25 protein-coding genes are annotated in these 25,423 nt (G+C 67.7%); 16 read left to right on the plus strand and 9 right to left on the minus strand.

The window, feature by feature from the left end; all coding sequences use genetic code 11:
- Positions 1 to 20 precede the first annotated feature (20 nt).
- Positions 21 to 1,658, plus strand: coding sequence for an L-glutamate gamma-semialdehyde dehydrogenase (pruA, locus tag NI1_RS09830; protein ID WP_067817116.1), 1,638 nt, complete (start codon positions 21 to 23; stop codon positions 1,656 to 1,658).
- The gene (locus NI1_RS09835; RefSeq protein ID WP_067817119.1) at positions 1,655 to 2,602 is read left to right on the plus strand and encodes a proline dehydrogenase family protein; all 948 of its coding nucleotides are present in this window, start codon (positions 1,655 to 1,657) and stop codon (positions 2,600 to 2,602) included. Before pruA ends, NI1_RS09835 begins: the two co-directional genes overlap by 4 nt.
- A gap of 68 nt (positions 2,603 to 2,670) precedes the next feature.
- Here the strand turns inward: NI1_RS09835 and NI1_RS09840 are convergent, their stop codons facing one another.
- Positions 2,671 to 3,537: an oxygenase MpaB family protein gene (locus tag NI1_RS09840; protein WP_067817123.1), complete on the minus strand. Its 867-nt coding sequence runs from the start codon at positions 3,535 to 3,537 to the stop codon at positions 2,671 to 2,673.
- 147 nt (positions 3,538 to 3,684) lie between these two features.
- On the opposite strand from NI1_RS09840, the gene NI1_RS09845 reads away from it, so the two are divergent.
- The gene (locus NI1_RS09845; RefSeq protein ID WP_067817126.1) at positions 3,685 to 4,317 is read left to right on the plus strand and encodes a TetR/AcrR family transcriptional regulator; all 633 of its coding nucleotides are present in this window, start codon (positions 3,685 to 3,687) and stop codon (positions 4,315 to 4,317) included.
- 13 nt (positions 4,318 to 4,330) lie between these two features.
- On the opposite strand, the gene NI1_RS09850 is transcribed toward NI1_RS09845, so the two are convergent.
- Positions 4,331 to 5,179: an oxygenase MpaB family protein gene (locus tag NI1_RS09850; RefSeq protein ID WP_067817129.1), complete on the minus strand. Its 849-nt coding sequence runs from the start codon at positions 5,177 to 5,179 to the stop codon at positions 4,331 to 4,333.
- 122 nt (positions 5,180 to 5,301) lie between these two features.
- Between NI1_RS09850 and NI1_RS09855 the strand changes: the two genes are divergently transcribed.
- Positions 5,302 to 6,711 (plus strand): acyl-CoA synthetase, encoded by a 1,410-nt coding sequence (locus tag NI1_RS09855; RefSeq protein WP_067818081.1) that lies wholly within the window; start codon positions 5,302 to 5,304, stop codon positions 6,709 to 6,711.
- Here the strand turns inward: NI1_RS09855 and aztA are convergent.
- Entirely contained in the window at positions 6,700 to 7,380 is a 681-nt protein-coding gene (gene aztA, locus NI1_RS09860) for a zinc ABC transporter ATP-binding protein AztA (protein ID WP_245663148.1), read from the minus strand. The genes NI1_RS09855 and aztA overlap by 12 nt on opposite strands.
- A gap of 51 nt (positions 7,381 to 7,431) precedes the next feature.
- Between aztA and aztB the strand changes: the two genes are divergently transcribed.
- Genes aztB through NI1_RS09880 form a run of 4 tightly spaced genes read left to right on the plus strand, consistent with a single transcriptional unit; the run spans position 7,432 to position 12,099 of the window.
- On the plus strand, positions 7,432 to 9,585 hold the full coding sequence (gene aztB, locus NI1_RS38785) for a zinc ABC transporter permease AztB (protein ID WP_084522852.1): 2,154 nt from the start codon (positions 7,432 to 7,434) through the stop codon (positions 9,583 to 9,585).
- The gene (gene aztC / locus NI1_RS09870; RefSeq protein WP_067817137.1) at positions 9,582 to 10,502 is read left to right on the plus strand and encodes a zinc ABC transporter substrate-binding protein AztC; all 921 of its coding nucleotides are present in this window, start codon (positions 9,582 to 9,584) and stop codon (positions 10,500 to 10,502) included. The genes aztB and aztC overlap by 4 nt, the downstream gene beginning before the upstream one ends.
- Before the next feature lie 27 nt (positions 10,503 to 10,529).
- The gene (aztD, locus tag NI1_RS09875; RefSeq protein WP_067818083.1) at positions 10,530 to 11,681 is read left to right on the plus strand and encodes a zinc metallochaperone AztD; all 1,152 of its coding nucleotides are present in this window, start codon (positions 10,530 to 10,532) and stop codon (positions 11,679 to 11,681) included.
- Positions 11,682 to 11,727: 46 nt separating this feature from the next.
- Complete coding sequence (locus NI1_RS09880) at positions 11,728 to 12,099, plus strand: PPOX class F420-dependent oxidoreductase (RefSeq protein WP_067817140.1); 372 nt, start codon at positions 11,728 to 11,730, stop codon at positions 12,097 to 12,099.
- A gap of 14 nt (positions 12,100 to 12,113) precedes the next feature.
- On the opposite strand, the gene dapD is transcribed toward NI1_RS09880, so the two are convergent.
- Positions 12,114 to 13,067 carry a 2,3,4,5-tetrahydropyridine-2,6-dicarboxylate N-succinyltransferase gene (dapD, locus tag NI1_RS09885; RefSeq protein ID WP_067817143.1) on the minus strand — a complete coding sequence of 318 codons (954 nt, stop codon included), beginning with the start codon at positions 13,065 to 13,067 and terminating at the stop codon, positions 12,114 to 12,116.
- Between the two features lie 126 nt (positions 13,068 to 13,193).
- On the opposite strand from dapD, the gene dapE reads away from it, so the two are divergent.
- From dapE to NI1_RS09915, 6 genes are all read left to right on the plus strand, one after another.
- The gene (gene dapE, locus NI1_RS09890) at positions 13,194 to 14,297 is read left to right on the plus strand and encodes a succinyl-diaminopimelate desuccinylase (RefSeq protein ID WP_067818085.1); all 1,104 of its coding nucleotides are present in this window, start codon (positions 13,194 to 13,196) and stop codon (positions 14,295 to 14,297) included.
- A 19-nt stretch (positions 14,298 to 14,316) separates the two neighbouring features.
- Entirely contained in the window at positions 14,317 to 15,117 is an 801-nt protein-coding gene (locus NI1_RS09895) for an LOG family protein (protein ID WP_067817146.1), read from the plus strand.
- Positions 15,111 to 15,683, plus strand: coding sequence for an LOG family protein (locus tag NI1_RS09900; protein ID WP_067817149.1), 573 nt, complete (start codon positions 15,111 to 15,113; stop codon positions 15,681 to 15,683). Before NI1_RS09895 ends, NI1_RS09900 begins: the two co-directional genes overlap by 7 nt.
- Positions 15,684 to 15,830: 147 nt before the next feature.
- Complete coding sequence (locus tag NI1_RS09905) at positions 15,831 to 17,600, plus strand: long-chain-acyl-CoA synthetase (RefSeq protein ID WP_067817153.1); 1,770 nt, start codon at positions 15,831 to 15,833, stop codon at positions 17,598 to 17,600.
- Between the two features lie 74 nt (positions 17,601 to 17,674).
- On the plus strand, positions 17,675 to 18,547 hold the full coding sequence (gene folP / locus NI1_RS09910; RefSeq protein ID WP_067817156.1) for a dihydropteroate synthase: 873 nt from the start codon (positions 17,675 to 17,677) through the stop codon (positions 18,545 to 18,547).
- Positions 18,544 to 19,464 (plus strand): glucosyl-3-phosphoglycerate synthase, encoded by a 921-nt coding sequence (locus NI1_RS09915; RefSeq protein ID WP_067817159.1) that lies wholly within the window; start codon positions 18,544 to 18,546, stop codon positions 19,462 to 19,464. Before folP ends, NI1_RS09915 begins: the two co-directional genes overlap by 4 nt.
- A 100-nt stretch (positions 19,465 to 19,564) precedes the next feature.
- On the opposite strand, the gene NI1_RS09920 is transcribed toward NI1_RS09915, so the two are convergent.
- From NI1_RS09920 to sigE, 5 genes are all read right to left on the minus strand, one after another.
- Complete coding sequence (locus NI1_RS09920) at positions 19,565 to 20,401, minus strand: hypothetical protein (protein WP_067817162.1); 837 nt, start codon at positions 20,399 to 20,401, stop codon at positions 19,565 to 19,567.
- 59 nt (positions 20,402 to 20,460) lie between these two features.
- Complete coding sequence (gene tatB / locus NI1_RS09925) at positions 20,461 to 20,862, minus strand: Sec-independent protein translocase protein TatB (protein WP_067817164.1); 402 nt, start codon at positions 20,860 to 20,862, stop codon at positions 20,461 to 20,463.
- 66 nt (positions 20,863 to 20,928) lie between these two features.
- A complete protein-coding gene (locus NI1_RS09930; protein ID WP_084522858.1) occupies positions 20,929 to 22,518 on the minus strand; it encodes a S1C family serine protease in 1,590 nt (529 codons plus the stop codon).
- 10 nt (positions 22,519 to 22,528) lie between these two features.
- Positions 22,529 to 22,942, minus strand: a complete 414-nt coding sequence (locus NI1_RS09935) for a hypothetical protein (protein ID WP_067817167.1) — start codon at positions 22,940 to 22,942, stop codon at positions 22,529 to 22,531.
- A 94-nt stretch (positions 22,943 to 23,036) separates the two neighbouring features.
- A complete protein-coding gene (gene sigE / locus NI1_RS09940; RefSeq protein ID WP_439957237.1) occupies positions 23,037 to 23,861 on the minus strand; it encodes an RNA polymerase sigma factor SigE in 825 nt (274 codons plus the stop codon).
- A gap of 122 nt (positions 23,862 to 23,983) precedes the next feature.
- On the opposite strand from sigE, the gene NI1_RS09945 reads away from it, so the two are divergent.
- Positions 23,984 to 24,631: an O-methyltransferase gene (locus NI1_RS09945; RefSeq protein ID WP_067817170.1), complete on the plus strand. Its 648-nt coding sequence runs from the start codon at positions 23,984 to 23,986 to the stop codon at positions 24,629 to 24,631.
- A 152-nt stretch (positions 24,632 to 24,783) separates the two neighbouring features.
- Positions 24,784 to 25,419 carry a TetR/AcrR family transcriptional regulator gene (locus tag NI1_RS09950; protein WP_067817173.1) on the plus strand — a complete coding sequence of 212 codons (636 nt, stop codon included), beginning with the start codon at positions 24,784 to 24,786 and terminating at the stop codon, positions 25,417 to 25,419.
- The last annotated feature ends 4 nt before the right edge of the window (positions 25,420 to 25,423 follow it).

Here is a 25,423-nt window from a genome sequence, read left to right on the forward strand (position 1 = left end):
TCCCCGCGTTAGCCTGGGATATGGACGCTGTCACGGTTGTCCCTCATCCGAGCAATGAACCGGTGCATACCTATGCGCCGGGGAGTCGCGAACGTGAACTGCTCACCGGCAAGCTCGCCGAAATCTCTTCCGGGTCCGTGGATGTGCCGCTGGTCATCGGCGGCAAGCATCAGCCCGGGAGCGGCGAGCGCTTCGATATCGTCATGCCGCACCGGCACCGTCATGTTCTGGGGACCTATACCAATACGAATCATTCCGAGGCGCAGGCGGCCGTGGCGGCCGCCACCGCCGCCGCACCGGCCTGGCGGGCGCTGCCCTTCGAGGAACGCGCGGCCGTACTGCTGAGAGCGGCCGACCTGCTGGCGGGGCCGTGGCGGGAGACCATCGCCGCGGCCACCATGCTCGGGCAGTCGAAGACGGTGCAGCAGGCCGAGATCGACGCCCCCTGCGAGCTGGTGGACTTCTGGCGGTTCAATGTCGCCTTCGCCCGGCAGATCCTGGCGCAACAGCCGGAATCGAGTGCGGGCGTGTGGAATCGGATGGACTACCGGCCCTTGGAAGGGTTCGTGTACGCCATCACGCCGTTCAATTTCACCGCCATCGCCGGGAACCTGCCCACCGCGCCGGCGCTGATGGGCAACACCGTCGTCTGGAAACCAGCACCGACACAGACGCTTTCGGCCTACTACACCATGCGATTGCTGGAGGCCGCGGGCCTGCCGCCCGGGGTGATCAATATGGTCACCGGCGACGGGGCGCAACTGTCGGAGGTGGCGCTGTCCGATCCGCGGCTGGCGGGCATCCACTTCACCGGATCCACCCGTACCTTCCAGCACCTGTGGCAGCAGGTCGCCACGAATATCGATCGCTACCAAGGTTATCCGCGCCTGGTCGGGGAGACCGGCGGCAAGGACTTCATTCTCGCGCACGCCTCGGCGGAGCCGGACGCCCTGCGCACCGCCTTGATTCGGGGCGCCTACGAGTATCAGGGACAGAAGTGCTCGGCGGCCTCGCGCGCCTATATCGCCGCCTCGGTGTGGCGGCGGATGGGGGACGAATTCCTCGCCCAGGTGGAGGAACTCAGTTACGGCGACGTCGCCGATCTGTCGAATTTCGGTGGGGCGCTGATCGACAGCCGCGCCTACGAGAAGAACGTGAACGCCATCGTGCGGGCCAAGGGCCGGGGCGTCGCCGTTCCGGCGGGCGGGATCTACGACGACAGCGAAGGCTGGTTCGTGCGGCCCACCGTGCTGCTCAGCGACGATCCGGGCGACGAGTCCTTCGGCACCGAATACTTCGGGCCGGTGCTGTCGGTGCACGTCTACGACGACAGCCAGCCCGACGGGTACGCCGAGGTGCTGCGCCTGGTGGACTCGGCCGCGCCGTACGGGCTCACCGGTGCGATCTTCGCCCGCGATCGGCAGGCCATCGAACAGGCTTCGGCGGCACTGCGATTCACCGCCGGCAACTTCTACGTCAACGACAAGCCGACCGGCGCGGTGGTCGGGCAGCAGCCGTTCGGCGGGGCCCGCGCCTCCGGGACCGACGACAAGGCGGGCTCGTATCTGAACCTGCTGCGCTGGGTGGCGCCCCGCACGCTGAAGGAGACCTTCGTGCCGCCGACCGATTACCGGTACCCGCACATGGGGGAGCGATGAACCCGCTGCGGCCGGTGATCCTGGCGGCGGCCGGATCGGCGCGCATGAAGCAGGCCGTCACCAAGGTGCCGATCACCGCCGCCGTGGTGAAACGCTTCGTGGCGGGGGAGAACCGCGCCGAGCTGATCCCCGTGGTGCGGCGGCTGCTCGACAGTGGCCGCATGGTCAGCGTCGACTTCCTCGGCGAGTACACCGCCGACCCGGCCATGGCGAATGCGGCGGTGGCGGAGTACGTGTCGCTCATCGACGACCTGGCGGCCCTGGATCTTCCGGATACGCCGACCCCGCGCGTCGAAGTGTCGGTGAAACTGTCGGCGCTGGGCCAGTCGCTCGGCGACGACGGTCCCGCCATCGCGGCCGAGAACCTGCACAAGCTGTGCGCCAAGGCGGTCGAATCCGGAGTGTGGGTGACGGTGGATGCCGAGGACCACACCACCACCGAGGACACCCTGGAAGCGGTGCGCGAGGCGCGCGCCGAATTCCCTTGGCTGGCAGTCGCATTGCAAACCTATCTGCGGCAGGCCGAGGTGCGATCGCGTGAGCTCTCCGCCGCCGGCACCCGAGTTCGATTGTGCAAGGGCGCATATCAGGAACCGGAGTCCGTCGCCTATCAGAAGAGCGCGGAGGTGGACGGCTCGTATCTGCGCTGTCTGGCCGTGCTGCTGCGCGGCGGCTGGTATCCGATGGTGGCCTCGCACGATCCGGCCATGATCGAGGCCGCTCTCGCTTTGGCCGCCGAAAACAAGCGCAGCCCGGACGATTTCGAATTCCAGATGCTCTACGGCATTCGCGAGGCCGAACAGCAGCGGCTGGTGGCGGCGGGGTACGCACTACGCGTCTACGTCCCCTACGGCAATCAGTGGTACGGCTACCTGATGCGCCGCTTGGCCGAACGCCCGGCCAATCTCGGGTTCTTCCTGCGCGCGCTGGCCGACCGCGGCTGAAAAGCGGTGCGGGCGAGCAGGAGTCCGGTTCTCCTGCCCGCCCGCGCCGGCCGCCGTACGGTCCACCCCTAGACCAGCGGCCGTCCCAGGCGGCGTCGCAGCCGCATATCCGCGAGGTAGAAGTTGTAGGGGAACAGCCGCAGCGGGCCGGGCAGCACCCGCCACATCGTCGAGATGACGCGCAACAGGCCGGTGAAGACCCGTTCGTCGCGAGCGGACCAGCTCATATTCATCTCTTTGCGCAGATGCGGTGGCAGCAGCGCGGTCACGATGAAGCGGTGCAGACCGCCGAAGAGCACCTGCATCGGCCACGGCAGCATCTTCAGATCGGCCAGCGCGTTGAAGTAGGTGCGGGTCGGGTCGTCGATGGTGCGCTGGGTGAGGTTCTCCTCCCAGTACTCGTAGAAGGCGTCGCGGGTCGGCGGCCACATCTCCGGGCGCATCTGCAAGGTGGTGCCCAGGCGGGCGCTGTGGCGGTAGAGCGCTTCGGCGGTCGCGGGGTCCATCGGGCCGCGCATGCGGTGGATGATGTCGTCGATGCCCCAGTAGATGCAGGCCGCCACCCAGAGCTGGAGCTTCGGGTCGAAGGCGTTGTATCTGACCGGGCTGTCCGGCTTGGTGCGAATGCTGCGGTGCGACCGGTTGACCGCCTCGCGGTAGGACACCCGGTCCTGCTCGTCGCCGAGCATGGCGACGGCGATGTAGGTGAGGGTGGTGCGCAGGCGTTTGATCGGATGCTGCATCACGTTGCCGGTGTGCACGTCGCTCTCCATCACACCGTAGGCGACCGGTTTCAGCGAGAGCTGCATGATCACATTGGCCGTGCCGCCGAGGAAGGCGGCGATGCCGTCGATGTGCTCGCGAACGGTTTCCGGGCGCAACTCCTCGAAGTCGGCCGGTGGGTACTCATCGAACTTGCGCAGCGGGGCGGTCATCGTTGACACGACTCCTCGTCAGTCACTCCTCGGCAATGAGGAGAGTGTGAGAATGTTCTCCACTCACCTTCTCATCGGGGTGCGAGAGTGTCAATGTGCGATGATGAGGGCCTCATCGTATCGGTGTCTGCGGAAAGGGCTCGGACCATGGCCAAGCTGGCCAAACTGCTCCCGCTCGTGCGCGGATCGGGACCCGAGGATCAGAATCAGGCCAAGGTGCTCGACGCGGCGCTGGTGGCGTTCCTGGACTTCGGGATCAAACGCACCAGCATGGTCGAGGTCGCCCGGCGTGGCGGACTCTCCCTCGCCACGCTGTACCGCCGCTTCGCGGGGAAGAACGATCTCATCCAGGCCGTCGGGCTGCGGCAGGCGCGGCAATTCATCGAGGATGTCGATGCCGTCGTCGCGCGCCAGATCGAATCCGATGCGAGCGCCGAGGAGCAGATCCTCGAACTCTTCGTCGCCTTCCTGGCGGGGCTGCGCGGCAACAAACTGCTGGATCGGCTGTTGAAGACCGAGCCGGAGATGGTGCTGCCGTACCTGACCGTGCAGGGTGGGCCGGTTATCGAACTCGGGCGCGACTACCTGGCCGAGTTCATCGCCCGCTTGCAGGCGGAAGGCAAACTGGCGCAGTACGATCCGCTGCCGTTCGCGGAGATGCTGGCGCGCAATTCGCTGTCCATGGCCTTGACGCCGCAGACCGTGATTCCGCTCGACGACGAGGCGGCGCTGCGGAAGTTCGCTCGCGAGCATGTGGTGCCCGGCTTCCGGATCCTCTGAGCCGCAACCCGATTCAGACCAGACGCAGTCCCAGGCGGCGGCGCAGGCGCATATCCAGCAGATAGGCGTTGAACGGGAAAGCGCGCAGCGGGGCCGGTGCGATCGACTCGGCGGCTCCGAGGGTGCGCATGGTGCGATCGAGCAGCCGGTCCTGCCGCGGCGACCAGGACATGCCCATCTCGTCCCGGAGATGTTGCGGCAGTAGGCCGGTGACGAAGAAGCGGTGGGTGCGGCCGAAGGCCAGCTGGACCGGTTTGGGCAGCATCCGCAGGTCGATGAGATCGTCGAAGTAGGCGCGAATCTTCGGGTCGATTCTGGTTTCGGCCAGGTTCTCGTTCCAATAGCGTTCGAAGGCGGCGCGATTCGCCGGCCACATCTCCGGGCGCATCTGCAATGTCGTGCCGAAGCGGGCCGAGTGGTAATAGAAGGCGTCGGCGTCCTGCTCGTCCATCGGGCCGTGCATGCGCTCATAGAGATCGCGAGCGCCCCAGTAGAGGCAGGCGGCCACCCAGAGCTGGAGTTTCGGGTCGAAGGCGTTGTATTTCACGTCCGCGCCGGGCTCGGAGCGGACCTGCCGGTGCGAAGTGTTCACGGCTTCCCGGTAGGCCAGCTGGTCTTCCTCGTTCCCCAGCATGGCCACCGACAGATAGGTGAGGGTGGTGCGCAGGCGCTTGATCGGATGGACCATCACGTTCCCGCTCCGCACGGGGCTCTCGACCACGCCGTAACCGACCGGGCGATTCGACAGCTGCATGATCACATTCGCCGCGCCGCCCAGGAATCCGGCGGCGCCGTCGATGAATTGACGGATATCGATCGGCGGTTCGACGTCGGGCGCCGGCACACGGAACGGGCTGGTCATCGTTGACCCCATCCTCGATGAGAAGGTTGTGCACTTACTCTCTTACCCACTCACGGTCCTGTCAACCGTGGTGGGGCAATCGCGACCGATCCGTATTCGAGGTGGTCGAGTACCGTGAGCCCGTGTTGTTGCGCTCGCTGAACCCAGCCGCCGTGGCCGCCGGTGCCGATATCCCGAATGCGGTCACCATAGAGGGAGTCACGCTCTCCAGCAGTGATCTGCTCGGCGCCGCTACCTCGGTCGCCGAGCGGGTGGCGCGGGCGCAGCGGCTCGCGGTACTGGCCGAGCCGACCGTCACCACCGTGCTCGCCGTAGTGGGCTGTCTGATCGCGGGCGTCACCGTGGTGCCGGTGCCGCCGGATGCGGGCAGCGCGGAACTCGCGCACATCCTGCACGACTCCGGTGCGCAAGCTTGGCTGGGTAAAGCTCCCGAAGGCAGTGACCTGCCGGTGATCCCGGTTCGCAAGCACGCGCGATCGTGGCACGTGTACTCCGAACCGGCTGGTGGCTCAACGGCTTTCATTCTCTACACCTCCGGCACCACCGGCGCTCCCAAGGGGGTGATGCTCAGCCGCGATGCCATTGCCGCCGGGCTGGACGCATTGGCCGATGCCTGGCAGTGGACCTGGAAAGACACACTGGTGCACGGGCTTCCGCTGTTCCACGTGCACGGGTTGATCCTCGGCGTGCTCGGCCCGCTACGCGTCGGCAGCCCGTTGATCCACACCGGCAAACCCACGCCCCGGGCCTACGCCGACGCGCACGGCACCATGTACTTCGGTGTGCCGACTGTCTGGTCCCGCGTCACCGAAGATACCGATGCCGCAAAGGAATTGGCCAAGGCTCGCATTCTGATCTCCGGCAGCGCCCCGCTGCCCGTCCCCGTCTTCGAGCGTCTGCGCGAGCTCACCGGTCACGCTCCCATCGAGCGCTACGGCATGAGCGAAACCATGATCACCCTGTCCACCCGGCCGGACGGTGAACGCCGCCCCGGCTGGGTCGGAACCCCCGTATCAGGTGTCGAAACCCGCCTCCGCGACGAATCCGGCGAGGCGGTCCCGCACGACGGGGAATCCGTAGGCGGCCTTCAGGTTCGCGGTCCCATGCTCTTCGACGGCTACCTCGGCCGCCCCGAGGTCACGGCCGAGAACTTCACCGAAGACGGCTGGTTCAAGACCGGTGACGTGGCGGTCATCGATGCCGAAGGCTGCCATCGCATCGTCGGCCGGGAATCGGTGGACCTGATCAAATCCGGCGGCTACCGGATCGGCGCGGGCGAGATCGAGACCTCCCTGCTGGGCCACGCCGCGGTCGCGGAAGTCGCCGTGGTCGGGGCCCCGGACCCGGATCTCGGCCAGCGCATCGTCGCCTATGTCGTATTGCGGGACGGCGCGGCGGATTCCATCGCCCAGGATCTCATCGACCATGTGGCGGGCGAACTCTCGGCCCACAAACGCCCGCGGGAGGTTCGCCTCGTCGATTCGCTGCCGCGCAATGCCATGGGCAAGGTGCAGAAGAAGCTACTCGCCTGAGTCCGGGCGCGGCGGTTGGAGGCGACCGTCGCGCAGGTGCAGGCAGTGGTCGGCGCGGTCGGCTTCGAGCTGATCGTGGGTGGTCTGCACGACCGTCACGCCCGCGGCGGCCAGCTCGTGCAGGGTGCGCGAGATGTCCTGCTGTGCTTCGGCATCCAGGCCGGTGGCGGGTTCGTCGAGCAGCAGCAGGCCGGACTGCTGGGCCAGGGCCTGGGCGAGCAGCGTGCGCTGGCGTTGCCCGCCGGACAGTGTGGTGACCCGGCGATCGGCCAGGGCGGTTACGCCCATTCGTTCCATACAGCTGTCGACCAGTGCGCGATCGGCGCGCGTGAGCCGGCGCCACGGACCGCGGCTGCCCCAGCGGCCCATGGTGACGGTCTCGCGCACGGTGATCGGCAAGGTGGCCGGGATCGCGGATTGCTGCACGACCAGGGCGGGCCGGTCCGTGGCCGATCGATAGCTGCCCGGATGCTCGACCCTGCCGGTGTCCGGCCGCACGATGCCCGCCAGAACGCCCAGTAGCGTCGACTTCCCGGACCCGTTCGGGCCGACGATCGCGGTCACGCGGGCGGCCGGGATGGTCGCGGTGATCTCGTGCAGGACGGTCTTTCCGGCGTATCCGGCGCTGACCTCGGTCAGTTGAATTGTCGAAAGTCCGCTTGTGTGCACCAGATCACCTTACTTGTAGTGAAAATCGTTTTCACTATAGTGTGCCTCGCCATGGAATGGTTGCTGGGTCCCCTACAGGTCGCGTTCGTGCAGCGAGCGCTCTGGGGCGGGTTGCTCGTTTCCTGCCTGTGCGCGCTCGCCGGAACGTGGGTTGTGGTGCGGGGAATGGCTTTTCTCGGTGACGCCATGGCGCACGGGATGCTGCCGGGCGTCGCCGTCGCCTCGCTGCTGGGCGGAAACCTGTTGCTGGGGGCGGCATTCAGCGCCGGTGCCATGGCGGTGGGGGTTTCGGCGCTGGGGCGAAGCCGGCGGTTCTCGGCCGATACGGGCATCGGGTTGCTGTTCGTGGGAATGCTCGCGCTCGGGGTGATCATCGTGTCGCGGTCGCAGTCGTTCGCGGTGGATGTGACCGGGTTCCTGTTCGGGGACGTGCTCGGGATCCGCACCGATGACCTCGTATTTCTCACTGTGGCACTGGGTATCGCGGGCGTGATCGTGGTGCTCGGGCATCGCGCGTTCGTGGCCTTGGCGTTCGATCCGCGCAAGGCCGCCACGCTGGGATTGCGGCCGCGGCTCGCCCAGGCGGCGCTGCTCGCCCTGGTGACCTTGGCGATCGTGGCCTCGTTCCACATCGTCGGGACGTTGCTGGTGTTCGGGCTGCTGATCGCGCCACCGGCGGCGGCGCTCTACTGGGCCGACCGAATTCCCCTGGTGATGGTGCTGGCCGCCCTGTTCGGCATGTTCGCCACCTGCGCCGGATTGCTGGTTTCCTGGCATGCCGGAACGGCCGCGGGGGCGACGATCGCGGGCGTCGCGGTGAGCCTGTTCTTCGTTTCGGCCGGTGCGGCCGGAGTGCGGGATCGGATTGCCCGGCGGCGCAACGGTCCACACGGCCCAAGCGCACACCGTATCGAGGCGTCGAGCCGTGCGACCGACCGCGCCCAGCCTGATGCGACCTATCGTGCTGAGCCTCGTGCGATCGGATGGTCGCGGACTTCTGTGCTGATCACGGGCCTGGGGGATCGGGTTCGGCGGTGGGGCGGCGGGTTGCGGGCGGTGCTGGTCGTTTCGGCGGCCTTACTGCCTTTGGCGGCCTGCGCCACCGACACGCGTGGCGATGATGCCGAGCCGGCGCCGCACGGGTTTGTCGCTGGAGCGCAGGAGGTTTCGGAGGAGCAGCGGCGGTTGGTGGTCGTGGATCGCCAGACCGGGGCGGTTCGGGTGGTGGACCTGGTGAGCGGGGAGATCTCGGACCCCGGGCGGGTGACGAACATCGCGGGGGTGCTGGCGGATGACCGGTTCGCCTACCTGGTCGGCGGGGATTCGACGAGGGTGGTGGACGGCGGGGCCTGGACCGTGGATCACGGCGACCATGTGCACTACTACCGCGCGGAGATCCGGGAGGCCGCTGTCCTCGGGCAGGCGGCAGCGACCGTGTACAGCGATGCGGCGGTAGTGGCGGTGAACGAAGGCGATCGCACCACGCTGCTGGATCGCGCCGACTTGGCGGCGGGCACCGTCACCACTCGCGCGGTGATAGAGGGGACGGCGGTGCCGTTCGCCGAAAACCTGGTCGTGGTGGAGGATTCCGGGCGGCTGACGGTGCACAGCCGGGCCGGACCGGTGGTGACGCAGCTCGCCGAAGGATGTGAACAGCCGCGAGGGCAGGCGGTGACTCGGCGCGGAGTGGTGTTCGGTTGCGCGGACGGCGCGGTGGTCGTCGGCAAGGATGAATCGGGGTTCATCGCTACGCGGATCCCCTATCCGCATCCGGTTCCGGATACCGAGCGGGCCACCGCATTCGAATACCGGCCGGGAAGCGATGTACTGGCCGCCGTGGCGGGCGGTCGCGGGGCCTGGATCCTCGATATTCGCACCCGCACTTGGACTTTCCTCGATACCGGCCCGGTCATGGCCGTGAATACGGCGGGGGAGCGGTCGCCGTTGCTGGCGCTCGGCCGCGACGGGGTGCTCCGCGCGATCGACCGTCTGACGGGCATCGAAACGGCGCGAACCACGTTGTTGGCCAAACCCGTTGGGGATAGCGCTGTGCCGCCGGTGATCCGGATCGACGCGAATCGCGCGTATGTGAACGATGTCGGCGCGGGCGTCATCCACGAGATCGACTATCGCGACAATCTGCGCAGAGCAAGGACTTTCACGCCCGGTATCGCGCCGACCTATCTGATGGAGGTCGGGCGATGAGCGCGGCACGAAGAATCCTGGCCGCCGCACTCGTAATGCTCGGCCTGGCCGGCTGCGCCCAACCCGGTGACGAGCGGGCCGACATCATCGTCACCACCAACATTCTCGGCGACATCACCCGTGCGATCGTCGGTGACACCGCTCGCGTGACCGTGCTGATGAGCGCCAACGCCGATCCGCACCAGTTCGCGCTCTCCGCCAAGCAGGCCGCGCAGCTGGAGCGTTCGAAGCTGATCGTGCACAACGGGCTGGGGCTGGAAGAAGGTGTGGCGCGCAATGTCTCGGCGGCCGAGCAAGCGGGTGTGCCGACGCTGGCGGTGGGCGAACGGGTCGATCCGATTCGGTTCCGGGACAATGATTCCGGTGCGGGAGACAAGCTGGATCCGCATTTCTGGACCGATCCGGTGCGGGTCCGGCGGGCCGCCGGGCTGATCGCCGACGAGGTGATCGCCCGGGTCGACGGCATCGATGCCGCCGCCGTGCGCGCCAATGCCGATCGCTATGTCGCCGAGCTGGACCACCTCGACTCCTGGATGACCGAGCGCTTCGCCACCATCGCCCCGGAACAGCGCCGGCTGGTCACCAACCATCACGTCTTCGGTTATCTGGCACAGCGTTTCGGCTTCGCGGTGATCGGTGCGGTGATCCCCGGCGGCAGCACCCTCGCCTCGCCCAGCAGTGCCGATCTGGCCGACCTCGCGGGCGCGGTGCGCGGCGCCGGGGTGAGCGCGATCTTCGCCGATTCCTCCCAGCCGGATCGCCTGGTCCGCGTGCTGGCCGAGCAGGCGGGGCTGAACGTACAGGTCATTCCCCTGTATTCGGAATCGCTCACCGAGCCCGGGCAGGGTGCGGGCACCTACCTGGAAATGATGCGCGCCAATACCGACGCCATCGTGCGCGGTCTCGCCGCCCCCTGAACCCAGTCACGAGAAATGGAGCAGCACATGCAGTTACGTTCCCTCACCACGGCGCTGGCGGGTTTCACCGCCCTCGCGGCGGCCCTTGCCGGATGCGGTACCGAGGCGGCGGCACCCGATCACGCCGCCATCGCCGATCCGATCGTGGTCACCTACGACGGCGGTATGCGGATCCTCGACGGCAAGACCCTGGAGCAGCGCGCCGAGGTGCGGCTCGACGGCTTCAACCGGCTCAATCCGGCCGGTGACGACCGGCACGTGCTGGTCTCGACGCAGGACGGCTTCCGCGTCCTCGACGCCGTGCACGGCGAATTCACCGATATCTCCTTCCCCGCAGTCAAGCCCGGCCACGTGGTGCGGCACGCCGGTAAGACGGTGCTGTTCGCCGACGGCACCGGTGAGGTGACCGTGTTCGATCCCGCGCAGCTGGCGGACGGGAAGCCGCCGGCGCAGACCTATCGCACGCCGGCCGCGCATCACGGCGTCGCGGTCGAACTGGCCGACGGCAAGCTGCTGGTCACCGTCGGCACCGAGGAAAAGCGCACGGGCATAGCGGTTCTGGACCGGGACCGGAAGGAAATCGCGCGCAACGAGGACTGCCCCGGCGTGCACGGCGAGGCCATGGCCGCCGGTGAGGCCGTCGTGGTCGGCTGCCAGACCGGTGCGCTGATCTACCGGGACGGCGTGGTCACCAAGGTGACCAGCCCGAATCCCTACGGGCGCATCGGAAATCAGTCCGGTTCCGACAAGTCGCCCATCGTGCTCGGCGACTACAAGCAGGACAAGGACGCCGAACTGGAACGCCCGCAGCAGGTTTCGCTCATCGACACCCGCACCGGCGGCCTGCGCTTCGTGGATCTGGGCACCAGCTACACCTTCCGTTCGCTGGCTCGCGGCCCGCAGGGCGAGGCGCTGGTACTCGGCACCGACGGCGCGATCCACGTGATCGATCCGGCGGCGGGCACGGTCACCCGCAAGATCCCGGTGCTGAGCGCCTGGGAGGAGCCGATCAAATGGCAGCAGGCGCGGCCCGCGCTGTTCGTGCGCGGCGGCGACGTCTACGTCTCCGATCCCGCCCGCAAGCAGGTGCAGCGGGTGGATCTCGGCACCGGAACCGTCGCGGCCACCGTCACTCTCGCCGAATCACCCAATGAGCTCAGCGGTGTCGTGAACCACTGAGCGCGGTCTTGACCTCGACCCCACTCGAGGTTCTAACGTCACGGGCATGATCGCAACGCTCACGGCCGCCCAGCTCGAATACCTCGGCAGCCAGCGCCTGGGCCGGCTCGCCACGGTGCGGCCGGACGGGTCGCCGCAGAACAATCCCGTCGGGTTCCGCTGGAACGCGGCGCTGGGGACCATCGATATCGGCGGATATCAGATGGGGGCCAGCCAGAAGTTCCGGAATCTGGCGAAAGAGGAACGGGTCTCGCTCGTCATCGACGATGTGAAATCGGTCAATCCGTGGACCGTGCGGTGCCTCGAAATCCGGGGCACCGCACAGGCATTGAAGGATGTCGAACCCTGGGGTCCGGGGATGTCGCGGGAACTGATCCGCATCACCCCCGAACGGGTCCTGGCCTTCGGTATCGAATAACCTTCGGCCGCAGCTCAGTTGGCGTGCAGCGCCGCGTTCAGCTCGATGCCGGTGCCCGTGCGGGACACCACCTCGACCGCACCGGTCAGCGAGTTGCGGCGGAACAGCAGGTTGGACTGGCCGCTCAGCTCGGCCGCCTTCACCACGGCCCCGTCCGGCAGCTGCACTTTGGTGCCCGCGGTGACGTACAGGCCCGCCTCGACCACCGAATCGTCGCCGAGCGAGATGCCCAGGCCCGAGTTGGCGCCCAGCAGGCAGCGCTCGCCGAGCGAGATGACCTGCTTGCCGCCGCCGGAGAGGGTGCCCATGATGGACGCGCCGCCGCCGACGTCGGAGCCGTCGCCCACCACCACACCGGCGGAGATGCGGCCCTCGACCATGGAGTTGCCGAGGGTGCCGGCGTTGAAGTTCACGAAGCCCTCGTGCATGACGGTGGTGCCGGCGGCCAGGTGCGCGCCCAGCCGCACGCGATCGGCGTCGGCGATGCGCACGCCGGAGGGCAGCACGTAATCGACCATGCGCGGGAACTTGTCCACGCCGTACACGGTGACCGGCCCGCGCGCCCGCAGCTTCATCCGGGTCAGCTCGAACTCCTCGTTGGAGCACGGCCCGAAGTTGGTCCACACCACATTGGCCAGCAGCCCGAACTGGCCGTCCAGGTTGGCCCCGTGCGGCCGGACCAGCCGATGCGAAAGCAGGTGCAGCCGCAGGTAGACGTCGTGGGTATCGACGGGCGGGGCGCTCAGATCGGCGATCGTGGTGCGCACCACGACGACCTCGACCCGGCGAGCATCGTCCTCGCCCGCCAACTGGGCGAACTTGGCGTACTCGACATCCGTGGCATCCAGCCGCTCGGTCCCGGTCTCGGTGAATTCACCCAATTCCGGGTACGGGTACCAGGTGTCGAGCACCGTCCCGTTGGCGGTGATGGTGGCTACGCCGACTGCTACTGCTCCCTGAGTGCTCACGTTCGCACAGGTTACCGGGGCCCCGCGCGCGCAGATTCTGTGAGGTTGGTTGCGAATGGTGTCCGTTTGTGCCGACGCAGGTGGGATGCAGGGAACGGAGGGGATTCCTCCTTTAGGGTGGAGTGGGTGACCCTCGATCTCCGTGCCGATCCCATCGATCTCACCGCCGCGCTCGTCGATATCCCGAGTGTTTCCCTGGATGAGGCGGTCATCGCCGATCGGGTGATGAAGGCATTGCAGGAGCAGACCACGGGGTTCGAGATCGTGCGGCACGGGAACACCGTGCTGGCCCGCACCAATCGCGGGTTGCCGACCCGCGTCATCATGGCCGGGCATCTGGACACCGTGCCGATCGCCGACAATGTGCCGAGCCGTTTCGTGGTGAGCCCGGAAGGCGAACGGCAGCTGTGGGGTTGCGGCAGCGTCGACATGAAGTCCGGTGACGCGGTGTTCCTGCACCTCGCGGCCACCGTCACCGATCCGGTGCACGACCTGACCATGATCTTCTACGACGCCGAGGAGATCGCCGCCGAATTCAACGGCCTGGGCCGCATCGAGCGCGAACTGCCCGAATGGCTCGAAGGCGATCTCGCCATTCTCGGCGAGCCCTCCGGCGGCTGGATCGAAGCCGGTTGCCAGGGCACGCTGCGGGTACGCCTCACCACCTCCGGCGTGCGCGCCCACACCGCGCGAGCCTGGCTGGGCGACAACGCCATTCACCGCCTCGCCCCGATTCTCGAGCGCCTCGCCGGCTATCAGGCCCGCGAGGTCGAGATCGACGGCTGCGTCTACCGCGAGGGACTGTCCGCGGTGCGCGTCTCCGGCGGCGTCGCGGGCAATGTGGTCCCGGATGTGGCCGAGGTGGATGTGAACTTCCGCTTCGCCCCCGACCGCACCCTCGACCAGGCCACCGAGCATGTGCGCGAGGTCTTCTCGGGCCTGGAGCTCGATTTCGAACGCACCGACGGCGCTCCCGGCGCGCTGCCCGGCCTGTCCGCCCCGGCCGCCAAGGACCTCATCGAGATCGTGCACGGCCACGGCAGCGGCGGCGTGCGCGCCAAGTACGGCTGGACCGACGTCTCCCGCTTCGCGGCCCGCGGCATCCCGGCCGTGAACTTCGGCCCCGGCGACCCGAACCTGGCGCACAAGCGTGACGAGCACCTCCCGGTCGACCAGATCACCCAGGTCACCTCCATGCTGCGCAGCTACCTCACCGGCGACAAAGCCTGAATGAAATACAGTTGGCTGCATGTCTGCTGACGGTGAGTTCGCTGGTGCCCGTTCGTCGAAGACCCCACGGTTCCGCGGTCCGATAATGCTGCGGCGCGATCGCAAGAAGGGCATCGGCACGACCGATCAGCATCTGCTGGACGAACGCGGCCCGACCGATTGGGTACACACCGACCCGTGGCGGGTGCTGCGCATCCAAGCCGAATTCATCGAGGGCTTCGGCGCTTTGGCGGAGGTGCCCGCCGCGGTGTCGGTGTTCGGGTCGGCGCGCACCGGGCCGGACCATCCGGAGTATCACGCGGGCATGGCCATCGGCGGGGCGCTGGCGCGGGCCGGGTTCGCGGTCATCACCGGCGGCGGCCCCGGCGCCATGGAGGCGGTCAATCGGGGCGCGTCCGAGGCGGGCGGCTACTCCATCGGGCTGGGCATCGAGCTGCCGTTCGAACAGCACCTGAACGAATGGGTCGATCTGGGCATCAACTTCCGGTACTTCTTCGCGCGCAAGACCATGTTCGTGAAGTACTCGCAGGCTTTCGTCTGCCTGCCCGGCGGTTTCGGCACCCTGGACGAGCTGTTCGAGGCGCTCACCCTGGTGCAGACCCGCAAGATCACCCGCTTCCCGATCATCCTGTTCGGCACCAAATACTGGGCGGGACTGGTGGATTGGATGCGCGACTCGCTGCTCGGCTCGGCCAAGGTCGCGCCCGGTGACCTGAGCCTGCTGCACGTCACCGACAGCGTGGAAGAGGTCGTGGAGATCGTGATGCGGGCCGCCGAGGCGCGCGCCGAGACCGAGGAAGTGGTGGAGGATCAGTGGTGAGCGACCTACCCGAGGCCACCGCGTACTCGGTCTGCGTCTACTGCTCGGCCAGCGCCGTCGACCCGGGGGTGCTGGAGCTGGCCACCCGGGTGGGGACCGAAATCGGCCGCCGCGGTTGGCAATTGGTCTCCGGCGGCGGGCACGTCTCGATGATGGGCGCGGTGGCCACCGCCGCCCGGGCGGCGGGCGCGCACACCATCGGCGTGATCCCGAAGAAGCTGGTGCATCGCGAGGTCGCCGACACCGACTCCGACGAGCTCATCGTCACCGACTCCATGCGCGAGCGGAAGCAGATCATGGAGGACCGCGCCGACGCCTTCCTGACCCTGCCCGGCGGCATCGGCACCCTGGAGGAGTTCTTCGAGACCTGGACCGGTTCCTATCTCGGCGTGCACGACAAGCCGGTGGTGGTGCTGGACCCGAACGGCTTCTACGACGGCCTCTTCGATTGGATCGACCTGGTTCGTGAGCGCGGGTTCGTGGGCCGGCCGGCGCTTGAGAAGGTGGTGCGCACCGCGGATCTGGAGTCCGCGTTCACCGCGCTGAACCCGGGTTTCCGGCCGTAGACTTTCTTTCCGGAACCAGCCGGTTTCACTCGACAAGCCGGGATTCGTCCGCAAGGGTAGGAATCGGGCGCAATGGGGCATACCCGTCACAGGGGGAACGTCGCGTCACCGCGCCATCGAGCACGACCTGGTGAGGAGCACAAAGAAGTGAATACGGATGCCCGTTCGACCGTCGGCCTCTGGGATCTGGCCCGCAGTCTGCCGGGGATGGCCCTGGATGCCCCATCGATGATCCGCAATGCCGTGCACATGCTGGTGAAATCGGGGGACCGGGCCTCCATCGGACTGTTCTTCCAGCGCGGCGCGGCCGCCCACCCGGACCGGCCCTTCCTGAAATACGAAGGGCGCGTGTACAGCTGGGGCGAGGCCAACGCCCAGGTGAACCGGTACGCGCACGTGCTGGCGGCGCGCGGGGTCGAACGCGGCGATGTGGTCGGCATCCTGGTCACCAATCGCCCCGAGGCGCTGCTGCTGGTGCTGGCCACGGTCAAGCTGGGCGCAACGGCCGGGCTGCTCAACAACAATCAGCGAGATGTGGTGCTGCGGCACAGCTTCGGGCTGCTGAACTCCAAACTCGATGTGATCGGCGAGGAGTGCGCGGACGCGCTCGAGACGCTGGGGGAGACCCGCCCGAACCTGCTCTGGACCGAGGAGCTGGCGGTCGCCGCACAATCCGCCGATACGAGCAATCCCGCGGTGTGCCAGGAGATCACGGCCCGTGAACGCGCCTACCTGATCTTCACTTCCGGCACCACCGGCATGCCCAAGGCCAGCGTTATGACGCATCTGCGCTGGACCAAATCCATGGCCGGGATCGGCGGGCTGGGGGTGCGGTTGCGCCCGGACGACACCCTTTACTGCTGCCTGCCGCTCTATCACAACAACGCGCTCACCGTGGCGCTCTCCTCGGTGATCGCCGGCGGCGCGAGTTTCGCACTGGGCCGGAAGTTCTCGGCCACCCGGTTCTGGGACGAGGCCATCGCGAACGAGGCCACCGCGTTCGTCTACATCGGCGAACTGTGCCGGTATCTGATCAATCAGCCGGCCAAGCCCGCCGACCGGGAACACAAGATCCGGCTGGCGGTCGGTAACGGTCTGCGCCCGGAGCTGTGGGACGAGTTCCGGCAGCGCTTCGGCATCAAGCGGATCGTCGAGTTCTACGGCGCGAGTGAGGGAAACGTCGCCTTCATCAATGCCTTCGGTGTCGACAAGACCGCCGGGTTCACCCCGCTGGCCTTCGCCATCGTCGAGTACGACGAGGCCACCGGCAAACCGCTGCGTGGCTCGGACGGCAAGCTGCGCCGGGTTCGGCCGGGCGGAGTCGGCCTGCTGCTGGCCAAGGTGACCGACCGGTCGCCCTTCGACGGCTATACCGACAAGTCCGCCACCGAATCCAAACTGGTCCGCGACGGCTTCCAGGGCGGCGACTGCTGGTTCGACACCGGCGACCTGGTCCGCGATCAGCGCTGGGGCCATATCGCCTTCGTGGACAGGCTCGGCGACACCTTCCGCTGGAAGGGCGAGAACGTGGCGACCACCGAGGTCGAGGGCGCGTTCGGCGGTATCGACGCCATCACCCAGGCCGTCGTCTACGGGGTCGATATCCCCGGCGCGGACGGCAAAGCGGGCATGGCGGCGGTCACGCTGCACGAGGGCGCGGCCTTCGACGGCAAGGTGGCGGCCAAGGCGCTCTACGATCAGCTGCCCAATTACGCTGTGCCGCTGTTCATCCGGGTGGTCGGCGAACTCGAGCAGACCTCCACCTTCAAGAGCCGCAAGGTCGAATTGCGCAAGCAGGGCTTCGCCTCGGATGCCGAGGGTGACCTCTATGTTCTCGCGGGCCGCGCCGACGGCTACGTCCCGGCCTACGACGACTATCCCGGCGAGGTCGCCGCCGGTCGCGCACCGGCCAACTGACCGGCTGTTCACGGGCGGCCGATTCCGGTCGGCTGCCCAGCAGGCGTGGTACCGCACTCGGTACAGTCGAGATCATGTGTGCGCCGTTGCCGACATTGTGCGGAAAGCCGGTGGCGACGGATCGGGCGCTGGTGATGGCGATCGTGAACCGGACGCCGGACTCGTTCTATGACCGCGGTGCGACCTTCAGCGACGAGGCGGCAATGGCCGCGGTCGACAAGGCGGTCACCGAGGGCGCGGATCTGGTCGATATCGGCGGCGTGAAGGCCGGGCCGGGCGCCGAGGTCGATGCCGCCGAGGAGGCGCGCCGGGTGGTGCCGTTCGTGGCGGCCATTCGCGAGCGCTATCCGGAGCTGTTGATCAGCATCGACACCTGGCGGGCCGGGGTCGCCCGCGCGGCCGTGGCCGAGGGCGCCGATCTGATCAACGACACCTGGGCCGGGGCCGATCCGGAATTGGTGGGTGTGGCCGCCGAAACCGGTGCCGGAATCGTGTGCTCGCACACCGGTGGCGCGATTCCGCGCACCCGCCCGTTCCGGGTGCGCTACGCGGATGTGGTGGCCGAAGTCACCGAAACCGTGGTCGCCGCGGCCGAGAACGCCGCCGCGGCCGGGGTGGCAAAAGATTCGATCCTGATCGATCCCACCCACGATTTCGGCAAGAACACCTATCACGGGCTGGAATTGTTGCGGGGAATAGACGTTCTTGTGAAAACCGGATGGCCTGTCTTGATGGCGCTGAGCAATAAGGATTTCATCGGAGAGACTCTTGGTGTCGGCCTGTCCGAACGATTGGAGGGCACATTGGCAGCGACTGCTTGGTCGGCCGCCGCGGGTGCCCGGGTCTTTCGGGTGCACGAGGTCGGCCACACGCGCCGGGTGGTGGACATGATCGCCGCTATTCAGGGGATCCGACCGCCCGCACGAACCCTGCGAGGTCTCGCATGATCGATTGGGTACGCCGTAATACGTTCGACGATCCCGACTGGAGCGTCGAGGAGCTCGTCCGGGCCAAGGGGGACCGGACCGTCTCGGTCGTCCTGCCCGCCCTCAACGAAGAAGCCACCGTCGCCACCGTGGTCGGCAGTATCCGGCCGCTGCTCGGCACGCTGGTGGACGAACTGGTGGTACTGGACTCCGGGTCCACCGATGCCACCGCCGAGCTCGCACAGGCGGCGGGAGCGCGCGTGGTGAGCCGCGAGCAGGCGGTGCCCGAACTCGAGCCGGTGCCGGGCAAGGGGGAGTGCCTGTGGCGGTCCCTCGCCGTCACCTCCGGCGATCTCGTGGCATTCGTGGATTCCGATCTCATCGAGCCGGATCCGCTGTTCGTGCCGAAGTTGCTGGGACCACTGCTGACGGTCGACGGCATGCATCTGGTGAAGGCGTACTACCGCCGGCCGCTGCGCCAGGGCGAGAACGTGGATCACCACGGCGGCGGGCGGGTGACCGAGCTGGTGGCCCGGCCGCTGCTGGCCGCGCTGCGGCCGGAGCTGTCGAACGTGTTGCAGCCCTTGGGCGGTGAGTACGCGGGTACCCGCGAGCTGCTCACCTCGGTGCCGTTCGCGCCGGGGTACGGCGTCGAGATCGGGCTGCTGCTCGACACCTACGACATGCTCGGGCTGAACGCCATCGGCCAGGTGAATCTCGGTGTGCGCCAGCACCGCAACCGGCCGCTGTCGGATCTGGGCGTGATGAGCCGGCAGATCGTGGGAACGATGCTGGGGCGCAGCGGGGTCAGCGACTCCGGCGCGGCCTTGACCCAATTCCCGCTCATCGGAGACGAATTCACCGCGCACGCGACCGAGGTCTCGCTGGCGGACCGTCCTCCGATGAACACCCTGCGCCCGGAATGGGCCGCCGCCTGACGATCCGGGAGTAGGGGCCCGGGCCTCCACCTCCCGCGAAAATTCGCCCCCGCACCTGTAAAGGTGCGGGGGCGTTGTTTTTTCGGTGTCAGGAGGGACTTCAGCGGTCGTGCCGGTAGATCGGGGTGAGCAGGTCGGCTTCGATGGGCTCACCGGTATTGCGGTCGTAGCGCACGCCGACCACGGCGGAGAACGGGTGGGTCGCCGCGCGCTCGTGCAGGGTGGCCAGCCGGGTCGCCAGCAGGCGAATCGCGCCGAGTGAGGCCGGCGGGTGCAAGCCGTCGATGACCAGCACTGTGCCCTTGCCGTCCGGCCGGGGAAGCCTTGCCAGATAGGCGATGTCGTACGGCTCGGTGCCTCCGGGCCGGTACACCCGCCGCGCGGCGCGATCCTCGATGCCCCTGCGTACGCGTCCCGCCCGTGCGACGGTGCGTCTGAGTCGCGGGTCGGCCGCCACCAAATACCGCAGACTGGGCGACAATTCGGGCCCGCCGAGCACGATCAGCCCATCGCGGTCGAGATCGAGCGGGCGGCCCGGCAGGAAGCGCTGTACAGCCGCCTGGAAACCCAGTTCCCGCAGTAACTCCACCAGCCGGTGCGGCGCCGCGGCGTCCGGAGCGCCCACCAGGGCGAGCGCCCGCGTGGTACTTCGCACGTCCGGGGTCAGGATGGTCAGCGGTCCGTGCCCGAAGAACAATCCCTCCGGCACCGGTCCCTGCGTACTGACCTGATGGATGCGCGCCCGGGAAAGTCCGGCCGCCGCACCGATTCTCGCGAAGGTCCACCCTTCGGCGTGTAGTTCGCGAATGACCGCGCGGCGGATCCGGGTCAGTTCGTTGATGGTCTGCTGCGCAGCCGCCACGCCGTCGGTGGCGGCTTTGAGGCGCTCGACCTTGTCTTCGATCGCGAACACCTTCGCCACCTCGTCGGCCGACATTCCCGCAGTCTAGATAGCTGGACAGCCCGAGGTGTCAAGTCCGCTGAACGTAATTGATCTCAGGTGGCGTCCGGATCGAGCGGCGGACGTTCGTTGCGCGCCAGCGGTTTCTGTTGTTCGGGCTTGGCGAAATTGCCGTATCCGCTGTTCGAGGCGTTAGTGGGCTTGTCGAAATTGCCCGTGAGGAAGGAATCATCGCCGTCGAGCAAGTGTTTGGTGACGAGCGATTTCGGATTCATACTGCGCAGTTCGTTCAGCTGCTCCAAGGGCTTCCGGATCTCGTCGAACTCCGGACCGAGCTCCTGCTTCAACTGCTGCGTCGCGCCGGTGGCATAGTCGCGCACCTGCTTGAGCGAGGTGGCGGTCCAGCGAATGGCACCGGGCAGTCGCTCGGGGCCGAGAATCACGAGTGCGGCGACGAGCAGAATCAACATCTCGCCCCAGCCGATATTGCTGAACACGGGACTAGATTACCCGTGTCCGATTTCGGCTTTTTCGCCGCCGCACCCGCGCTGAAATCACGTCGCCTACTTGCCTTGGTCCGTTTCCAGCGTGACCGGAACGTCCACCTCGCGGCCATCGCGAATCAGCCGGAAGTTCACCGTGTCCCCGATCTCGTGCGACTGCACCGCGACCGTCAATTCCTCCGGCCCGGTGACATCGCGGTCGCCGACCTTCACGATCACATCGCCTTCGACGATGCCCGCCTTGGCGGCCGGGCTGTCGCCGCGTACATCGGCCACCGCCGCACCACTCATCACGTCATTGGCGACGATCTTGGTCTTGGCGCTGACGCCGAGCCAGGCGTGGAACACCTCGCCGTTGTGGATGAGCGCCTGCGAGATCCGCTTCACCTGATCGATCGGAATCGCGAAGCCCAGGCCCACCGAACCGCCCGACTCGGACTTGATGGCGGAGTTGATGCCGATCAGCCGGCCCTGCATATCCACCAGCGCGCCACCGGAGTTGCCGTGGTTGATGGCCGCGTCGGTCTGCACGGCGTCGAGGGTGGCATTGGTGTCGGTGCCCTCGCCGCCGACCTTCACCGGCCGGTGCAGCGCCGAGACGATGCCGGAGGTGACGGTCTTCTCCAGGCCCAGCGGCGAACCCAGGGCCAGCACTTCGTCGCCGACCTGGACGTCCTTGGAGTTGCCGAGCTGGATCACCGACAGGTTCTTCACGTCGACCTTGAGCACCGCCAGATCCGACTTGGTATCGCGCCCAACGATCTTGGTCGGTACCCGGGTGCCGTCGGAGAACACCACCTGCAACTGCGCCTTGCCGGTCTTGTCATTGGCCGCGAGGGAGATCACGTGGTTGTTGGTGACGATGTAGCCGCCGCCGTCGATGACCACGCCCGAACCGGAGGAGCCGCTGTCGCCGACCCAGGCGCGCACCGTCACCACCGCGGGCATGACCGCGTCGACCACCTTGGTGATCTGACTGTGCGGCTTGTCCGAGCCGTCCGCGGATTGCAAAGCGACCTTGCGCGAGGTCAGCGTGGAGACGGAATCGCCGGTCAAGCGGCCGACCAATCCGCCCAGCAGCCCGATCACCAGCGCGACCGCGGCCAGCACCGCCAGCGCAGCCGGCGACACCCGGCCGCCGAAGAGCACCTCGCGCGCGGTCAGCTTGCGGCCCGGGGAAGGCGGCGGCGCGGCGGTCACGGCCACGGCGGGCGCGCCCAGGCGGGCGGCGGAGTCGGGATCGCGCCACGGATCGGCCGGGGCGGCGGGCGCGGGCGGCTCGGCCTGTGCGTCCGGATCTCGTTGCAGCAGTTCATCGGAGCCCGCGGGGCGGCCGAACGCCTCGGCCAGCACCGCGTCCGGCGGCCGGTTCACCAGCTCGGGCCCGCCGCCACCGGCAGCGGCGGCCGCGGCGGCGGTCTGCGGGGAGAAAGAACCGTGCTGCCCGTTCGGGCGGCGGAAAGCCCGCGCGGTGTGATTGTCGACGTGCGGCCGATAAACCGGCCGCGGCCCCAGTACGGGTGCGTCCGACGGCCTCAGGTTCCCCCGATCGGCCGCCGAATCCGAAGTCGCCGCGGCATCGGCCGGTGCGATCTTTTCCGCGGGCCCCTCACCCGGAACCGGGCCCGTGTTCTTCGATTCGGTGGTCACGCGATGAACTCTACTTGCGCCACCACGAGGTCCACCGCCTGCTGTCGAACGAATCTTGGCGCAGCCCGAAGGAACTCACGCCGCGCGCGAGCATATTCCGATCGGGATGCTGCTCCGCCGCATTCGGCAGCGAACGATTGTTGTGCTCGGCGCCCGGCAATTCCGAGAGCGGAATGCGGCTGAGCGTGTCGTGTAAACGCAGCGGCGCCGAAATCTGATCCTTGGACTGCTGTAGCGCGATGCGCGCCTGCTGCTGGGCGTCCACTTCGGCCGCGCACTCGTGGCACAGCGAAAGATGATGGGCGGCGCGCAGATACGCGTTCATCCGCAATTCGCCGTCGACATACGCGGCGATGGCCTCGCTGGCCAGATGCTCGGTCGGAGCGAATCGAGGACGACGGGGCGCATTCTCCTGACCATTCATACGCTGGCCTCGCCACTCATGCGCTGCACACCCTTCCGGACGACCTCGGCGGAACCGGGGAAAACGACACGCGGACCGGTCGAGGCCCGCGTTGTCACCCGACGTTTTCGGCAGCGGCGACCCGCCGCTCAATCCCATTATGCTCGAGGTGCTCGCGCAGTGCCTGGCGTCCACGGTGGATACGGCTGCGCACGGTCCCCAGCTTGACGCCCAGCGTCGCGCCGATCTCCTCGTACGACAGTCCTTCGATGTCACAGAGCACGACCGCGGCACGGAACTCCGGAGCCAGCGCGTCCAGCGCGGTTTGCAGGTCCGGGTCCAGATTGGCGTCGTGGTAGACCTGCTCCGGGCCGGGACCCTCCGAGGGCACCCGGTCGTAGTCCTCGGGCAGCGCCTCCATGCGGATGCGATTGCGCCGGCGGACCATGTCCAGGAACAGGTTGGTGGTGATGCGGTGCAGCCAGCCCTCGAAGGTGCCGGGCTGATAGTTCGACAGCGAGCGGAAGACCCGGATGAAGGTTTCCTGGGTCAGGTCCTCGGCATCCTGCTGATCACCGGTCAGGCGATAGGCCAGGCGGTACACCCGATCGGCGTGCTCGCGCACCAGCTCGTCCCAGGACGGCATCATGGTGCGGTCGCCGGTGGCGTCGAAAGCCGCCGTCCCGCTGAGGAGTTCGTCGGTATCCTCGGGGGAGAGGGCATCGGAGGAAAGAAGGAAGTCGCCGGTCAGCGGGGTGTCGCTGTCCAGCGGCTGGATCTGCGGGTGCAGAGTGTTGGCGTGTTCACGCGCCGCGTCGACCATGTGGATGGGGTTACCTCCTACTCGGGACCGTGAACCTCGGTGTCCGGTACAACCGACCTGGTTGGTCGTGTTGTTCCCGGTGCCGGGATCCGCCGATCGCTGGCCTGGCGTAGGCATTACTTTCGCCGGTCCGCATGTGGTCGCAGTATGTGGAGGCTGAGGGACACCTGAGAAAAAAATCGCCACACCGGCCGGTCGCCGCCACGCCTTCGAACCTGCTCGCCATTAGCCTTTGAATCGTGAGCCAGACTCCCGCCGCAACGAACCTCCAGCGAAACCTCGCCTACGTGGAGGAATCGGTCGCCGAGGACGAGATTCTCGTCGCCGCGCGCGAACGCGCCCTCGAACTGGGGGCGAGTCCAGTGCCTCCGGCGGTGGGGGCGTTGCTCAGCATGTACTCCCAATTGCTCGGCGCCCGCGCGGTCGTCGAGGTCGGCACCGGGGCGGGGGTGAGTGGGCTGTGGCTGCTGGACGGCATGCGCGAGGACGGCACGCTCACCACCATCGACTCCGAGCCCGAGCATCAGCGGGCGGCGCGGGAGGCGTTCCGGTCGGCGGAGATCACCCCGGCGCGCACCCGGCTGATCAACGGCCGGGCCCTGGATGTGTTGCCGCGCTTGGCCGATGGGGCCTACGACCTGGTGTTCATCGATGCCGCGCCGCTGGAGCATCCGCAGTACGTGGAGCAGGCGGTGCGCTTGCTACGCGAGGGCGGGGCCATCGTGCTGCACAACGCGCTGCTCGGCGGGCGGGTGCCGGATCCGGGGCAGCGGGATCCGCAGACCATGGCGGTGCGGGCGGCGACCCGGGCCATCGCGGAGGATCCGCAGCTGACCAGCGTGCTGATTCCGGTCGGTGACGGGCTGCTCTGCGCCTCGCGCGGGTAGGACTCTCGCGGAAATTCCGCGCTGCAACTTCAGCCCCCGAGCAGTTTTCCGCTCGGGGGCTTTCCGCGTTTTTCGGGTGAAAACGCCGGGGTGAACGGGGAGTTCCGGGCAGGTCTTGCGCTCGTGTTGAACGAGTGTTTAGCATATTAAACGTGCGTTCAGTAGATGATCTGACGACTCGGGCCCGGATCCGGGACGCGGCCGTCGCCGCGTTCGGTGAGCAGGGTTTCGGGGTCGGGGTGCGGGCCATCGCCACCGCCGCGGGGGTGTCCCCGGGGCTGGTGATCCATCACTTCGGATCGAAGGAGGGGCTGCGCCAGGCGTGCGACGACTGGGTGCGTGAAGTCGTGCGCAAGGCCAAGACCGAGTACATCACCAGTCCCGCGCCGGGCAACCTCATGCAGCAGCTGGCCGAGATCGAGGACTTCGCGCCGTATATGGCCTACATCCTGCGGAGCTTCCAGAGCGGCGGGCCGTTGATGAAGGTGTTCTTCGAGCACATGGTGGAAGACGTCGAGGTCTACCTCACCGCCGGCATCGCCGCCGGGACGCTACGCCCCACCCGGGACCTGAAAGCTCTGGCCCGGTACATCGCCACCACCAACGGCGGCGGCATGGTGATGTTCCTCCAGGTCTACGCGGCCGAGCATCCCGGGCCGATGGACTATCGAAAAGCGCTGCGCGAGTATGCCGATCGCATGATGCTGCCCGCGCTGGAGATCTACACCAACGGCCTGCTGGCCGACTCGTCCGCACTGGACGCATTCACTTCGCAAGCGTCGAAGTAATCCG

Source organism: Nocardia inohanensis NBRC 100128, from assembly GCF_001612945.1.
GTDB lineage: Bacteria > Actinomycetota > Actinomycetes > Mycobacteriales > Mycobacteriaceae > Nocardia > Nocardia inohanensis.